Origin of the sequence: Daejeonella sp. (genome assembly GCF_017495225.1) — a bacterium.
Taxonomy (GTDB): Bacteria; Bacteroidota; Bacteroidia; order Sphingobacteriales; family Sphingobacteriaceae; genus Daejeonella.
This window is the reverse complement of record NZ_JAFEIG010000012.1, coordinates 17,372-31,591: the sequence shown is the minus strand read 5'-3', so window position 1 is coordinate 31,591 and position 14,220 is coordinate 17,372. Positions and strand designations below refer to the sequence as shown.

Genomic DNA, 14,220 nt, shown 5'->3' with positions numbered 1-14,220 from the left:
TCGGTGTTGTCACCGTACCAGCACGTCATTCTATTTCATTAGCATAAACTTGGATTCATTTCTGGTCGATCCTCTGGTCAGTGTTGTCACCGTACCAGCACGTCACCGTAGCAAGAACAAGCCGCTTAATAATTTATCTATACCGCTTATTCAATAAAAAGTAGAATTTTATTTTGCTTTACTATGTTTAATCATGAAACATGGGAACATTGAATTTTTCACTGCTACCTGCCTTAAATGGCAGAATTTACTAAACGATATAAAGCATAAGGAGATTATTCTTGATAGTTTAGCCTTTTTAGTTCACGAACAACGCATATGGCTTTATGGCTATGTTATTATGCCAAATAATCTGCATATAATTTGGCGTAAACAAGATAATTGGATTGAAAAGAATGTTCAACAGCAATTTCTTAAATTTACTGCACAACAGATTAAATTCAATCTTTTGGACACTAATCCTTCTCATTTGATGAATTATAAAAGCACCCAATTTGATCGGAAATTTCATTTTTGGGAGCACAGGCCTTTTAAATCGAGAAATTATACAAGAGAAATTATAGAGCAAAAGTTAGATTATATTCATTTTAATCCAGTTAAGGCAGGTTTGTGCATTCTTCCAGAGGATTATTTGTTTTCTTCTGCACCGTTTTATTATCAAAAGTTTAAAAATCCTATACTTACTCATTATATGGATCATCTTTAGGGTTTGATTCATAGATAGGTGTTTTTATGGTACGGTGACAACACCGACCAAAGGAGCAGTTAGAGGTCTTTATCCAATTATCATATGAATCATCTTTAGGGTTTAATTCATAGAGACCTTAATTGGTGGTACGGTGACAACACCGACCACAGGTACTACTGAATTATAAATGTAGGCAGTAAAAATCCTACTTCCTCATTTCACTTTGTATACTCTGCTCAAGCTCTACAGCTCTTTGAGTACCAATGATATAGACCAATCCATCACGGTCAGTTAATTTTACGGCATCTTTTCCAGAAGCATAAAAACGGATTGTTCCTTTCTGATGAAGATTATAAACAGGATTATTAATGAAATAAGTGCTGTAATTACTGCGCTCTACTTTCACAATGCTATTGAGGTCGATTTTTACCATTTTGGTAGTCCATAAACCATTAAGAATGATACTTTTATTATAAACGGTTGTTTTAAAATGAAGAAGAAACATCATAATAACCGATGCAAGTAGAACTCCAAACCCTACGACTAAAAACAAATCAGCATTTTGTTCGCGGCGTTCAGAGATATAATAAGCGGCAAAGCAAAATAATACAATCACTAATCGGATGCTAATGCGGTTTGGATCACGCCCTAAAAACTGTTTTTCTAAAAATACTGGTTCTACTTCTTGCATATTATTTCAATTGCTCTAAGATAAATACTTTTTTTGTGTTCGGACTAATTTTATAGGCTTCGCTGATTCTTAATCCGGCAATCCAAACAATATCTCCATTGCCGTTTTCTAAAATAGCGATGTCTTTCTTGTGATTCAGACTAATTTTCCGCTCAATAAAGAAGTCGCTCAGTTTTTTATTAACCTTCATGCCCAATGCTTGGAAGAAATCACCATGCTGCCAACTTCTCATTTTTAATGGGAATTTCAATAAGTCATAGTCGAGTTGTGCTAATTGAGCTTCTGTTCTCAATTTGAAATTTTCAATCGGACTAAGCTTGATTGAAAATTGTTTTTCATTCCAATGACATTCTTTTATATCATGCCCAATAAGTATTGAATTTGGAATTACATTATTGATGCGGCTTAATAATATCCGACCTCGATCGAGCAATAGCTCATGTGTAGCAGATCTAAATACTTTGCCTGCTTCACCAGTCCAGGAGTTGCTTAAATCGTTTAAAACGGGCTGGCTGAAGCCGTAAGGACTAAACAGTTCGTATAGAAGGGTGTTTAGCGGGACTAATTTTTGTATTTTTTCAAGGTTAATTTCAAATTCATCCTCCTTCAGTTTTTTGAAAAGATCCGTTTTAATTTCTTCTACACGTAGTCTGAGTAATGTTTCAAGCTCTTCAAAGCGTTTTCTGTTGGCTTCAAATGTCTGCTCGAGACTCGGATTTAATTGTTTTAAAACCGGAATAACCTCCAGCCGAATTTTATTACGCGCATATTTTGCGGAGAGGTTTGAGCTGTCTTCACGGAATGGGAATGGAGGCATGGCGTCAATCTCCTCGCGACTTAAAAACAAGATTGGGCGTATAATTTTGCCTTTTTTTGCTAAAATGCCATGCAATCCCGCTATGCCAGTCCCGCGTGTTAAATTCAACAATATCGTTTCAACCACATCATTTTGATGATGCGCTAGGGCGATGTATTGATAATTATTTGCTTCCCGAATAGTTTCTAGCCACTGATAGCGTAAATCGCGGGCAGCCATTTGAATGGAGACGTGATTTTGCTTAGCAAATGCCTTGGTATCAAATTTTGTAATAAAAAAATCAACACCCAATTCTTTAGCCAAATTTGCTGTAAAAAGTTCATCTTCATCGGCTTCTTTTCCTCTCAATTGGAAGTTACAGTGCGCAATTCCGAAATTATATCCTGCCAATTTGAACATTCGAGCCATCAGCACAGAATCGCGACCCCCGCTCACAGCTAGCAATACACGCTCTTTTTCACGAAAAAGGGCATGTTTTTTGATAAAATCTTGAAGTCGTTCTAGGGCCATCATTTGTTCAAAATTATTTAATTAAAAATCCTTAGCCAAAAAACTATTTTTGCATGGTGAGAATATTTCTAATATCCCTTTTATTAAGCGTATTTTCTGTAGCTACTTTTGCACAAGGGCAACAGATTGAAATTCGCTCGTCGGAATTGATCAAAGGATTCCAGGCTTCTGGTTTTGCAAGGATTATCCGCCCCGTTTTTGCTCAAGAAGGCTCTACTCTTGCTGCTGATAGTGCAGATTTTAATCAAGCAGCCAATACTTTCGATGCTTATGGGCATGTGGTTATTACGCAACCTTCCGGGACAGTTATTTATTCTGATCTTCTAAATTATAATGGAAATACGAAACTTGCTGTTCTCACAAACAATATCAGGTTAATTGATGGAGATGCTACGCTAACCACTAACAATCTGACTTATAATATGAATACTCGCATCGGGACTTATCTTGGCGGAGGGAAGATTGTTAACGGTAAAAATGTACTTACAAGCAAGAATGGCTATTATTTTGCCGCTACACGGGATGCCTATTTTAGAGATAATGTAGTGCTTAACTCGCCCGATGCCATAATAAAAAACGATACTTTACGCTATAATTCGAATTCGAAAATTGCCTATTTCTATGGCCCTACCGATATTTATGGTAAGGATGATACCCTTTACACTGAAAGTGGTACCTACAACACAAGCAATGATCAGGCGCGTTTTGGAAAAAATAATTTATACCGCCAGGGTAGCAAATCTTTAACCGGCGATAGCTTATTTTACGATCGTAAGGTAGGCTATGGCAAGGCTATTGGTCATGTAACTTTTAAGGATACCGTTGAAAAAGCGATATTGAAAGGAGGGCTCGGTGAATATAAAAAGGCAGATGAAAGTATATTAGTTACCCTGAACCCCTATGTTGTTATTATTACTGAAACCGACTCGGCCAAGGTTGATTCGATTTGGATGACTGCAGATACTTTATTTAGCAAGGTGATTTATGCACGTGATTTAATTCCCTATAAGAAGGATGAAATAATACCCGATGCCGAAATTGCCGAAAAAGAGGAAGCTCCTCAAGTAAATTCTAAGGATGCCATAAATCCTATTGCCTTAGAAGAGAAAAATAAAGCTCCTGATTTACGAAATGTTCCCGAGAAGGTTGGAAATGATGTGAAAGTGGATGCCCTTCTGAAGGAAGCAATAGCCAAATCGCCACCCGATAAAATCCCACCGCCTGAAACTAAAAAGTCTAAAAATGAGCTTAAAAAGCCTGTTTTAGCTAAAAATAAAATTCAGGATAGTATAAAAGTTAGTCCGGTAACAAAAGATTCTTTGAGCACTGATACCGCTCGTACTCGAATAATCAGCGCATTCCATAACGCTAAAATATTTAAATCTGATTTACAGGCCAAAGCCGATTCCATGTTCTTCAGCGACGCCGATTCTACGGTAAGGTGCTATGTGAGTCCGATTATTTGGGCCCAAGGCTCCCAACTTACTGGCGATACCGTGTACCTACAAATGAAAAACAAGAAGCTTGACAACATGCTTTTGCATCACAATAGCTTCATTGTGAATACAGAAGATGCTGATTCGACCAATTTCAATCAAATAAAGGGTAAGGTGATTACGGGCTATTTTCAGGATAATAAACTGAATAATATGTTTGTTGATGGCAATGCTGAGAGTATTTATTATTTAAAGGATGATACGGTTTATAGCGGACTTAATCACATGATTAGCAGTCGTTTGCGCATTATACTAAAGGATAATAAACTAAGTAATATTAGCGCTATTCGGGCTATTGATGCATCTATCACGCCTATGAACGATCTGCAAGAGGAGGATCGGGTATTAAAAGGGTTTATTTGGAAACCCCGTGACCGACCAAAGTCAAAGGAAGAAATTATCCCTCAGCTAGCAGATGAAAAAACTAAGCCTGCCACAAAAAAATCTGAAAAGAAAACTGTGCCTGCTAAAGCTGCACCAGTAAAAACTATTCCTGCGGAAACTGCACATCTCAAAACAGAGCCAGTAAAGCCTAAGGTTCCGGCAAATCCGATACCAGAGTCGGGAGTAAAAGCGGGACTTAAGAAAGCTGTGAATTAAGGAATTGAATCAGTTTTTCCATGGCCTTAGCGCGATGACTGATTTCATTCTTTTCTTCGGCACTCATTTCGGCGAAGCTTATGTCGTAGCCTTCGGGGATGAAAATTGGATCGTAGCCGAAGCCTTTCTGTCCTGATTGTTGTGAACTGATCTTACCTTCAATAATTCCTTCAAAAAGGTGCTCACTGCCACCAATTATAAGAGAAATAACGGTTTTGAATCGCGCTTTACGATCTATTTTCCCCTCTAAACGTTTTAAAACTAGATTGATGTTTTCCTGAAAATCACGACTGCCTGAATAATGTGCTGAATGGACTCCCGGTTCGCCATTTAGCGCATCAATTTCAAGTCCCGAGTCATCTGCAAAGCAATCCAAATGATAACGCTCAAATACAAAACGACTTTTCTGTCCGGCGTTTTCCACGAAAGTATCTCCTGTTTCAGGAATTTCATCATGGCATTCAATATCATTTAAGCTCTTAAGCTTAATTTTTGAGCCGATAATCGCCTGAACTTCCTCAACCTTATGCTGGTTATTACTTGCAAATACTAATTCCATCTTAAAAATCCTTCATGATTGCCCAAAACTCTTTTTTCTTATTCACATCATTTATCATTTCATCGATGCTGTAGGTGCTGAAAAGTTTGATATTGAGGTGATTCTCAACTTTATTGGAGCTTATACTTGGTAGTGAAATTCGTTGCGGATTAATGCCAAAAAGCACTAATTTACTGCAACTGAAAAACTCCTTTAGCTCATTAACGCTTGCATTTGGGAAGAGATTCAAGTTTAAAACTGCCAAATCTCTTAGCTCTAAGCCTTTTGCCGTCATGATTTTAAGTAGTGTTTCTTTGTGGATAGGGCTTATCTCTTTGTTATTAGCATCATCGATTAAAATCAAGAAATATTTATTGTTTTCTCCGATGTAAGTAAATTCTGGAGATTTTTTTATTTCAGGTACTGCTGCCGATGTTTGAATGGGCTCCAATGTAGGAATTGCAGTTGGGGTTGGTTTTTCAACTTGAATAGCCTGTTCAGTTATAGGCACTTTTACATTTTCCTCCGATTTATCTATCTGATTTACAGTCATTTTATCTAGAACGTAAATGTCTTCCGTTAATAAAAGACTCAAGGTATTAAATTCGTTTGAATGCAGACTTGACATGAATGGCTTTATTTTTTATTTATTGTTTATACAAACTTAAGAAAGCATCTGTTAAATTTAGTTAAATGGGCTCAGCTTCTTTAGTAAAAGCTTAACTTAGCAGTATAAAATTATATTTTGATTTAGATATACTATTTAACATTTTATTATAGCTTTTATGCCTAATATGGCTTATTTAGGCTGTTTTTACTTTAAAAAGAGAAGCTATTTATTTAAATAATTGAATTATGAATTATATCTGATAATTTTGTAACATTCAATTATTGAACAAGCTCTTGAAAGGGCTTATGTTTTTTTAAAAGGAATATACAAAATTTTTGTGGGTTTTACAAGCCCAAAACACGAGAAATACAAGAAATGAGAAAGACCTTAGGGATAATTACCGGACTATTATTTATTACGCTTGTCCACGTAAATGCACAAACAAAATCTAAATCCCTTGATAAAGTTGCTGCTGTTGTAGGAAGTTCAATTATTCTGCAATCTGAAATTGAAATGCAATATTCACAGTATTTGGCGCAAGGGAATCCTGCAAATCCAGCTGTAAAATGCAATATTTTGCAAAGTTTACTATCACAAAAGATTTTAGGACAGCAGGCAATTATTGACTCTGTCTCAGTTGATGAAGATCAGGTTGATGATGAAATTGAGAGACGTTTGCGTACCATGACTGGTAGAGCGGGTGGTCAGGAGCGCTTGGAGTCATTCTTAGGAAGATCACTCTTACAGTATAAGGATGAAATTAGACCTGACATTAAAGAAATGTTAGTTGCTCAAAAAATGCAGGGCAAGATTACCGAAAACGTAGCTGTAACGCCACTTGAGGTAAAGCGATATTTTGATGCGATTCCTAAAGATAGCTTACCATTTTTTAATACAGAGGTTGAAATCGCAGAAATTGTTAGTTATCCTAAGCTAAGCAAGGAAGAAAAAGAGGTGTTCCGTGATAAGGCTGAGGTTTTGAGATTAAGAATTAAGGGTGGTGAGGATTTTGCAACCTTAGCAAGCCTATATTCACAAGATCCAGGTTCGGCACGTGAGGGTGGTGAGCTAGGTTTTATGGATAGAGGCAGTTTGGTTAAAGAGTTTGCAGCTACCGCTTTCAAAATGAAGCCGGGAGAGCTTTCTCAAGTGATTGAAACTGAATTTGGTTTCCACGTATTACAGGTAATTGAACGACTTGGTGAGCAGGTGAATGTGAGACATATTTTAATAACTACCAACCCTACACCAGCAAGTTTAGAACGTTCAAAAGCTCATATTGATAGTGTTTACACAATTTTAGCGGATAAAAAAATGGACTTCGGTGCTGCTGCAACTTTTTATTCGGATAATAAAGAAACTAAATACAATGGTGGGATGATGTTAAATGCTGAGAATGTTCAAAACCGTACAACATATATTCCAACTGATAAATTAGACCCACAGATTTTCTTAACCATCGACACAATGGCGGTTGGATCTATCTCCAAACCGACTATTTTTACCGGTCCTGATGGCAAAACGGGTTATAGAATTTTAATGCTTAAATCGAAAACTGGTCCCCATCAAGCCAGCCTAGACCAAGATTTCCCCAAAATTAAGGAAGTGGCATTTGAGGATAAAAATAACCGCACGATTAGTGAATGGTTTGAAAAACGTAGAAAGGTTACCTACATAAAAATCGACGGAGAATTCCAGGTTTGCCCTGAGTTAGCGGGCTGGACAACTGCAAAAGATAAATAATGAAAAGCTTTAGTTCTGATGTTGAAGCCTTAGATGCATTGCACCTATCCTATAAAAAGGTAAGGGATGAAATTGCACAGGTAATCATCGGTCAGGATGAGGTAATCAAATCGGTCCTTATTTCCATCTTTAGTAATGGCCATTGCTTGTTGGTAGGGGTACCGGGACTAGCAAAAACTTTGCTTGTACAAACTGTAGCACAGGTTCTTGATTTGAGCTATAATCGGATACAATTTACTCCCGATCTAATGCCTTCTGATATTTTAGGATCTGAAATTTTAGCTGAAAATCGCAGTTTTAAGTTTATTCCAGGCCCTATTTTCTCTAATATTATTCTTGCTGATGAAATCAATAGAACGCCACCGAAAACGCAAGCCGCACTTTTAGAAGCTATGCAGGAGAAGGTGGTTACAGTTGGAGGACAAACCCATCGACTGCCGCAGCCATTTTTTGTACTTGCCACTCAAAATCCTATTGAGCAGGAGGGGACTTACCCTTTACCTGAAGCACAGCTCGATCGTTTTATGTTTAATGTTTTTCTAACTTATCCCTCTTTTGAGGAAGAATTGCAAGTGGTTAGAAATACTACAGCTAATAGAAAGGTTGAGATTAATAAAATATTAAATGCTGATGAAATTAGCTTTTTTCAGCAATTGGTAAGAAATATTCCGATTGCCGATAATGTGTTGGAGTATGCTGTATCTATTGCCGCTAAGACTCGCCCTGGTACAGCCACAGCAAGTGATGAGGTTAACAAATTTTTGAGTTGGGGTGCAGGCCCTCGAGCTTCCCAATTTTTGGTGCTAGGTGCAAAATGTCACGCTGCAATTTCCGGTAAATACTCTCCTGATAAGGAAGATGTTCAAGCAGTTGCAGAATCTATCCTCAGACATCGAATAGTTCGTAATTATAAGGCTGAAGCTGAAGGGATTAGCACTGAAAAAATTATAGCTAATCTGCTTTAATCCTTGATTTTAACATTCTTTAAAAATTCGGTAATGTTTTCGTCTGAGTATGCTCCATAGGCATCAATAACAATCCCTTTGTGCCCTTGATTGCTTTCTATAGCGTAAATAACGGAATTGTCTTCTGGGTCGCTCATGCCCTCAAAACGGTAGTATTCCGCAATTAATAAATCTTCGGCGGCTAGTTTTTTATTGATTTCACCACATTGAAGGCTAGAATCCTGATAATGAAAATTATAGATATAACCTCTTTTTTGTAAGCTATTTACAGCCTCAAGGAGGTTTTTGTAGTGTTTGGGAATAGTGACCATGGCTTTAGATTTATAAAATGAGAGGGAATAAAACTCAGCATTAAAAACCTGATAAAAGCAAATTGATGCCCTTCAGTGTTAATCTACCACGAAATAATAGCTAAAACCTTGCCAATTACTCTTCCGACGGTGTATAAATTTCTAATAGGATATTCCACGAAAAGCCTTCTTGAGATTCCCAAATCCTCGTGTAATTAAACATTTTGGTGATTCCATCTCTAGTAATTAATGCCTTTCCGTAGGTATAGGCTAAATCACTACCCAATGCCCGATTAGCCACTGAGGGAATTGTTTCGACGCCTATTTGCTGTCTGCTTAAGAAATTATTAACTTTTGTTTTTCCAATTATAGGTTCATAACCTGGAAATAAAAGACGACCTTCTTCAGCAAAAAAAGTATCGTATGCTAAGCGTTGATTATCTAATAAAGTCTTTGAAAAAAGCTTATCGCTAGTCAAAATTAGCTCTTCCCTTTGTTTTAATCGTCCCTCAGCAATTTGTCTGAAAAATCGGAAGCTCTTAGGATCAGCAAAGCTTAAATTAGGCTCATTTGAAGGTTTGGGATGAATCATCTCTGTGCGCAGCGCTAATTTCCATACCCCCTTACTATTTGTTCGCCAAACAGATAGGTATTGGCCATAAACGGTTGTAGTGTTAATATTAGAGTTATACGAATAGGCACCACTTGTAAATCCCCAGTCGCCACTTTTAGAAATTTTAGCAAATGAAGGGCTCCAATCGAGCTTTCCAGGGTCATTACTCGACTTTTTATCAAAAAACGCTTCAGCTTTCACCGGATTTGGTTTATAAAGGAGGGTGTTTTCATCCGAAACCTTTAAAAATGCATCTCTGATCCCCTTATCTTTAGCGTAGGCGGCAAAATAATTCTCTGCTGCTATCAAAGAATTTACTCTTCCATTGCTCTGTTGCCCGAAATTATCCTTAGTGAAGACTAAAAACAGAAATAAAAGAGAAAAATATCGTTTCATAGATTGATATCAATTTTTGAAAAAAAATCGGATAATTTTTCGGATTTAGATTTTATTCCAGGTGGTACCCTCTTTATTGTCTTTCAATTGTATCCCTAGAGAATTTAAGCCAATTCTAATCTTGTCGGAAGTAGCGTAATCCTTATTTTCTTTAGCCTCTGTGCGTAATCCAATGATGAAATCTAAAAGTTTAGCAGTATCATCTGTCTGACTTCCTTCTTCTTTTAATCCTAGAACATCAAAAACAAAATCGTTCATCAATTTCTTTAAATCGTCGATATCTTTTTGTGTTGCAGGGATTTTACCATCATAAATACTATTGATTAGGTGCACCGCTTCGAAGAGTTCGGCAATGAGTACGGGACTGTTAAAATCATCGTTCATGGCCGCATAGCATCTGTCGGAGAGGTTCTTTAAATCGTTTTTCGATTCTTGTGAAGGACTTAATTTCTCTAGTAAGGAATAAGCGTTCATTAATCGTTTAAAGCCCTTATCGGACGCTTCTAGTGCTTCGTTTGAGAAATCTAAGGTGCTTCTGTAATGTGCTTGAAGCATAAAAAATCTAACCGACATCGGTGAGAAACCTCTCGACAAAAGTTCATGGTCGCCGCTAAATAGTTGATAAGGTAAAAAACCATTTCCCTTCGACTTCGACATTCTGGTGCCATTGACTGTTAGCATATTGGTATGCATCCAATATTTTGCAGGTGTAACGTGATTACATGCCTGTGATTGCGCAATTTCATTGGTATGATGAGTCGCTGCAAGGTCCATCCCGCCTCCATGGATATCAAAGTTTTCACCTAGATATTTACTGCTCATGGCAGAGCATTCAATATGCCAACCCGGGAAACCAAGTCCCCAAGGGGAAGTCCACTGCATAATATGTTCAGGCTTGGCTTTAATCCAAAGTGCAAAATCTAATCGGCCTTTCTTCTCATTCTGCCCACCTAACTCTCTTGTATTTTCTAATAAATCTTCTAAGTTTCTGTTAGTGAGTATGGTATAGTTAAACTCTTTGCAATATTTTTCTACGTCAAAATAAACAGTACCGTTTACTTCATAGGCATAACCATTCTCAAGGATTTGCTTAACCATCTCAATCTGCTCAATAATATGGCCTGTCGCAGTGGGTTCAATCCCAGGAGGAAGCGCATTGAAAAGTCGCATCACATCATGAAAGCCTAAGGTATATTTCTGAACAATTTCCATGGGCTCAAGCTGCTCGAGCCTTGCCTTTTTGGCGAATTTATCGTCGCCCTCATCCATATCCCCCTCTAAATGACCAGCATCGGTAATGTTACGCACATATCGAACCTTGTATCCTAAATGTAGTAAATAGCGATAAATCAAGTCGAACGAGACAAAAGTTCGGCAATTACCTAAGTGCACATCACTGTAAACTGTAGGTCCGCAAACATACAATCCTACCATTGGCGGATGTAGGGGTTCGAATTTCTCTTTGCTTCTCGAAAGGGTATTATAAATGACTAGATTACTATCCATAATGCAAATTTAAAATTGAAAATCGATTTTTCGGGGATAATGCTTGCTTTTATTTTAATTCGAGGTCGCTACGTACTGGGTAATGGTCTGATAATTTCTTTTTAATAATCAAGTAATTCTTGACTTTAAAGTCGGGAGAGCAGAAAATATAATCTATCTGGAAGTTTGGAAATGCTCCATTATAGGTGATTCCGAAGCCACTGCCCATTTCTCTAAAACTATTGTTCATCCCCTTAGCGATGGTTTTGACTGTGTAGGAGATGGGTGTATCGTTAAAATCGCCGGCAATGATATAGGGCATCGGACTTTTATCCGCATGTTCTTTGAGAATCTGTGCTTGATTACCCCGTTTGATGAAAGCTCTTTTTAATCTGCCGCCAATTTTTCTTGGAGATTCTACACTGGTTTCTATCTCGCTCGTTACTTTCTTTAAATAGCTATAATCTTCTTTTTTGAAGCTAATTGACTGTAAATGAACATTATATACTCTAAATTTTTGATCACCTTTTTTGATGTCTGCATAAATTGCTTCATTCCAATTCATGTTTTTTTCAAACTGAATATTACCTTGGTCGAGGATTGGGAATTTAGAAAAAATGGCCATTCCTATTGCCTCATAGCCATTATCTACAGATGGTTTAAAATAATAATGCTCGGTTTCGAGTATTTGTAAAATTTCTTTCCTGAAATTATACTCGCCTCTTTTACGGCTAAAAAACTCCTGAAAACAGATTACGTCGGGTTGTTCATTTCGGATGATATCGAGAATTTGTTCTTTGGTAAATTTATCATTTTTATCACCGAACTGCTTGAAATTGTGCACATTATAGCTCATTACCCTTAAAAAGCTTTCAGACGATTTAGGGACCATTATGGCTGTGCTTTCTCTAAATCCGATGTGATTTTGTACCACCCCCCAGCCTAGTATGATGCTTATGCCAGAAATAAGCGCAAACTTTGGTAATCGGAAGAGCCAATAAATGATGAATAATATATTAATTAATAAAATTGCTGGATAGGCCAAACCGAAAAAGGAAATGACCCAAAATTTTTCAGGATTAATGTAGGATGCCAAATAGCTTAAAAGTAGGCCAGCTACAGCAAATAAATTCATGCTTAAAACGAATTTACTGAAGAGGTGTATTCCCGATTTTGTGCTCTTTCGGCGGTTCATTATTTTTTACTTGCTTTGAATAATTCCTCTTTTTCTGCCTTGCTGAGGCTTTCGTAACCTGATTTTGAAATTTTATCTAAAATACTGTCGATTGCAGCCTGATCCGTAAAATCATTCTTTGTAGCCTTGGTATTAGTGTTTTTAACCACTTTCAATTTAGACTTTTTTTCAAATAATTTACTAAAATCATTCCCGTTTTGAAGTTGTTTGATAAAAACAAATCCCATAATTGCACCACCAATATGAGCAATGCTTCCTCCCGGATTAGCCCCACTCATTGAGATAATATCCAAAAAGAAATAAGCTAGCGCCAAATATTTTAGTTTCACATTCCCAAATAGCATGAGGCGTATGGTATAATCAGGAACCAATGTCGCAGTAGCCACAACAATCGCCATTACACTTGCTGATGATCCTAAAAGGATTGAATTTGATGCATTGCTCATAAATACTGGAATGAGATTATAAGCCAATAGATACAGAAGTGCACCCGAAATTCCTCCAGATAAATAGGTAAATATAAATTGCTTTTTATTTAGAAAATCCATGAAAATTTGACCCAACCAATATAACCAGAGCATATTAAAGAGGATGTGGAAGAAATCCTTCTGGACAAACATATAAGTTAAAATAGTCCAGAATTTGAAAGGTAGCTCGACGTAAGAGGCTGGAACCGACAGATGTTTTAAAATCCATTTTAATCCAAAGCCTTGGCCTCCCGAAAGGAATTCGCCGAGGGAAAATATATTTATAGCTATAAAAACGACGATATTTATCCCAATAAAAAGGAATAAGGGGTTTCCGGAGCGGAATGCCTTGTTATAAAGTTCACCGAATATTGATCTATTCATAAAAATTGTCGCGGCGTTTAAAATGCCACATTTTAATTAAGATAAAGCCAAATAATGCACCTCCTAAATGTGCAAAGTGAGCAACAGAGTCACCCGAAAATTGTTTTACGCCCAAAAATAGTTCAAGCACTACATAAACAGGAATAATATATTTTGCCTTTACGGGCACTGGAATAAACATAATGAACAATTCCGCATTCGGAAACAACATTCCAAAGGCAATTAATAGGCCAAAAATCGCGCCTGAAGCACCTACCATCGGGGTGGTATAAATACCGAGGAGGGTGGATGCTTGCTCCTCACTGATTAATTGTGGGTTAAACGAAATGCTACGCTTAAATGAATCAATAATGAATGAACCATTATTTACAGCACTTCCAGTAATATTATATACCTCAATACTTTGTACCAATAGCTGTAATCCTAATGCTCCTAAACCTGTAATCAAGTAAAAGTTTAAGAAACGCTTTGATCCCATAATATATTCTAAAGATGAGCCAAAGGTGTATAAGGCAAACATATTGAACAGAATATGAAACAGCGATGAATAATCATGCATGAACATATAGGTAATCACCTGCCAAATTTTAAAGTTGGGAGCATCAAAATAATGTACGCCTAACACTTGCGTCATCATTGGACCGCCAAACATCATCGTGGCAACATAAAAAATGATGTTGATGATAAGCAGATTTTTAACTACTGTTGGCGTATTGGCAAATGGCATCATAT

The 14,220-nt window shown here is 37.1% G+C and carries 14 protein-coding genes; 4 read left to right on the top strand and 10 right to left on the bottom strand.

The window, feature by feature from the left end:
- Positions 1-193: 193 nt before the first annotated feature.
- On the top strand, positions 194-706 hold the full coding sequence (locus tag QZ136_RS04800; protein ID WP_291400926.1) for a hypothetical protein: 513 nt from the start codon (positions 194-196) through the stop codon (positions 704-706).
- A gap of 187 nt (positions 707-893) precedes the next feature.
- Here the strand turns inward: QZ136_RS04800 and QZ136_RS04795 are convergent, their stop codons facing one another.
- Positions 894-1,379, bottom strand: a complete 486-nt coding sequence (locus QZ136_RS04795; protein ID WP_291400924.1) for a hypothetical protein — start codon at positions 1,377-1,379, stop codon at positions 894-896.
- Position 1,380: 1 nt separating this feature from the next.
- The gene (tilS, locus tag QZ136_RS04790; protein ID WP_291400922.1) at positions 1,381-2,709 is read right to left on the bottom strand and encodes a tRNA lysidine(34) synthetase TilS; all 1,329 of its coding nucleotides are present in this window, start codon (positions 2,707-2,709) and stop codon (positions 1,381-1,383) included.
- A gap of 50 nt (positions 2,710-2,759) precedes the next feature.
- Here tilS and QZ136_RS04785 point away from each other — a divergent pair, with 50 nt between their 5' ends.
- Complete coding sequence (locus tag QZ136_RS04785; protein WP_291400920.1) at positions 2,760-4,802, top strand: OstA-like protein; 2,043 nt, start codon at positions 2,760-2,762, stop codon at positions 4,800-4,802.
- On the opposite strand, the gene QZ136_RS04780 is transcribed toward QZ136_RS04785, so the two are convergent.
- Complete coding sequence (locus QZ136_RS04780; protein ID WP_291400919.1) at positions 4,783-5,361, bottom strand: non-canonical purine NTP diphosphatase; 579 nt, start codon at positions 5,359-5,361, stop codon at positions 4,783-4,785. The genes QZ136_RS04785 and QZ136_RS04780 overlap by 20 nt on opposite strands.
- Before the next feature lies 1 nt (position 5,362).
- Complete coding sequence (locus tag QZ136_RS04775; RefSeq protein WP_291400917.1) at positions 5,363-5,968, bottom strand: hypothetical protein; 606 nt, start codon at positions 5,966-5,968, stop codon at positions 5,363-5,365.
- A gap of 357 nt (positions 5,969-6,325) precedes the next feature.
- On the opposite strand from QZ136_RS04775, the gene QZ136_RS04770 reads away from it, so the two are divergent.
- Entirely contained in the window at positions 6,326-7,693 is a 1,368-nt protein-coding gene (locus QZ136_RS04770; protein WP_291400915.1) for a peptidylprolyl isomerase, read from the top strand.
- A complete protein-coding gene (locus QZ136_RS04765) occupies positions 7,693-8,658 on the top strand; it encodes a MoxR family ATPase (protein ID WP_291400913.1) in 966 nt (321 codons plus the stop codon). Before QZ136_RS04770 ends, QZ136_RS04765 begins: the two co-directional genes overlap by 1 nt.
- Here the strand turns inward: QZ136_RS04765 and QZ136_RS04760 are convergent.
- From QZ136_RS04760 to QZ136_RS04735, 6 genes are all read right to left on the bottom strand, one after another.
- Complete coding sequence (locus tag QZ136_RS04760; protein ID WP_291400911.1) at positions 8,655-8,969, bottom strand: phosphoribosylpyrophosphate synthetase; 315 nt, start codon at positions 8,967-8,969, stop codon at positions 8,655-8,657. The two genes, QZ136_RS04765 and QZ136_RS04760, sit on opposite strands and share 4 nt — an antisense overlap.
- 115 nt (positions 8,970-9,084) lie before the next feature.
- Complete coding sequence (locus QZ136_RS04755) at positions 9,085-9,957, bottom strand: hypothetical protein (protein ID WP_291400909.1); 873 nt, start codon at positions 9,955-9,957, stop codon at positions 9,085-9,087.
- Positions 9,958-10,002: 45 nt separating this feature from the next.
- Complete coding sequence (gene cysS, locus QZ136_RS04750; protein WP_291400908.1) at positions 10,003-11,463, bottom strand: cysteine--tRNA ligase; 1,461 nt, start codon at positions 11,461-11,463, stop codon at positions 10,003-10,005.
- A gap of 49 nt (positions 11,464-11,512) precedes the next feature.
- Positions 11,513-12,637, bottom strand: a complete 1,125-nt coding sequence (locus tag QZ136_RS04745) for an endonuclease/exonuclease/phosphatase family protein (RefSeq protein WP_291400905.1) — start codon at positions 12,635-12,637, stop codon at positions 11,513-11,515.
- Positions 12,637-13,488, bottom strand: coding sequence for a rhomboid family intramembrane serine protease (locus tag QZ136_RS04740; protein WP_291400903.1), 852 nt, complete (start codon positions 13,486-13,488; stop codon positions 12,637-12,639). The genes QZ136_RS04745 and QZ136_RS04740 overlap by 1 nt, the downstream gene beginning before the upstream one ends.
- Positions 13,481-14,218 (bottom strand): rhomboid family intramembrane serine protease, encoded by a 738-nt coding sequence (locus QZ136_RS04735; RefSeq protein ID WP_363244831.1) that lies wholly within the window; start codon positions 14,216-14,218, stop codon positions 13,481-13,483. Before QZ136_RS04735 ends, QZ136_RS04740 begins: the two co-directional genes overlap by 8 nt.
- Between the last annotated feature and the right edge of the window lie 2 nt (positions 14,219-14,220).

Excerpts from the sequence above, each read along its gene's own strand:
- QZ136_RS04800 (WP_291400926.1), top strand. The coding sequence starts at position 194 with ATGAAACATGGGAACATTGAATTTTTCACTGCTACCTGCCTTAAATGG.
- QZ136_RS04795 (WP_291400924.1), bottom strand. The coding sequence starts at position 1,379 with ATGCAAGAAGTAGAACCAGTATTTTTAGAAAAACAGTTTTTAGGGCGT.
- tilS (WP_291400922.1), bottom strand. The coding sequence starts at position 2,709 with ATGATGGCCCTAGAACGACTTCAAGATTTTATCAAAAAACATGCCCTT.
- QZ136_RS04785 (WP_291400920.1), top strand. The coding sequence starts at position 2,760 with ATGGTGAGAATATTTCTAATATCCCTTTTATTAAGCGTATTTTCTGTA.
- QZ136_RS04780 (WP_291400919.1), bottom strand. The coding sequence starts at position 5,361 with ATGGAATTAGTATTTGCAAGTAATAACCAGCATAAGGTTGAGGAAGTT.
- QZ136_RS04775 (WP_291400917.1), bottom strand. The coding sequence starts at position 5,968 with ATGTCAAGTCTGCATTCAAACGAATTTAATACCTTGAGTCTTTTATTA.
- QZ136_RS04770 (WP_291400915.1), top strand. The coding sequence starts at position 6,326 with ATGAGAAAGACCTTAGGGATAATTACCGGACTATTATTTATTACGCTT.
- QZ136_RS04765 (WP_291400913.1), top strand. The coding sequence starts at position 7,693 with ATGAAAAGCTTTAGTTCTGATGTTGAAGCCTTAGATGCATTGCACCTA.
- QZ136_RS04760 (WP_291400911.1), bottom strand. The coding sequence starts at position 8,969 with ATGGTCACTATTCCCAAACACTACAAAAACCTCCTTGAGGCTGTAAAT.
- QZ136_RS04755 (WP_291400909.1), bottom strand. The coding sequence starts at position 9,957 with ATGAAACGATATTTTTCTCTTTTATTTCTGTTTTTAGTCTTCACTAAG.
- cysS (WP_291400908.1), bottom strand. The coding sequence starts at position 11,463 with ATGGATAGTAATCTAGTCATTTATAATACCCTTTCGAGAAGCAAAGAG.
- QZ136_RS04745 (WP_291400905.1), bottom strand. The coding sequence starts at position 12,637 with ATGAACCGCCGAAAGAGCACAAAATCGGGAATACACCTCTTCAGTAAA.
- QZ136_RS04740 (WP_291400903.1), bottom strand. The coding sequence starts at position 13,488 with ATGAATAGATCAATATTCGGTGAACTTTATAACAAGGCATTCCGCTCC.
- QZ136_RS04735 (WP_363244831.1), bottom strand. The coding sequence starts at position 14,218 with ATGATGCCATTTGCCAATACGCCAACAGTAGTTAAAAATCTGCTTATC.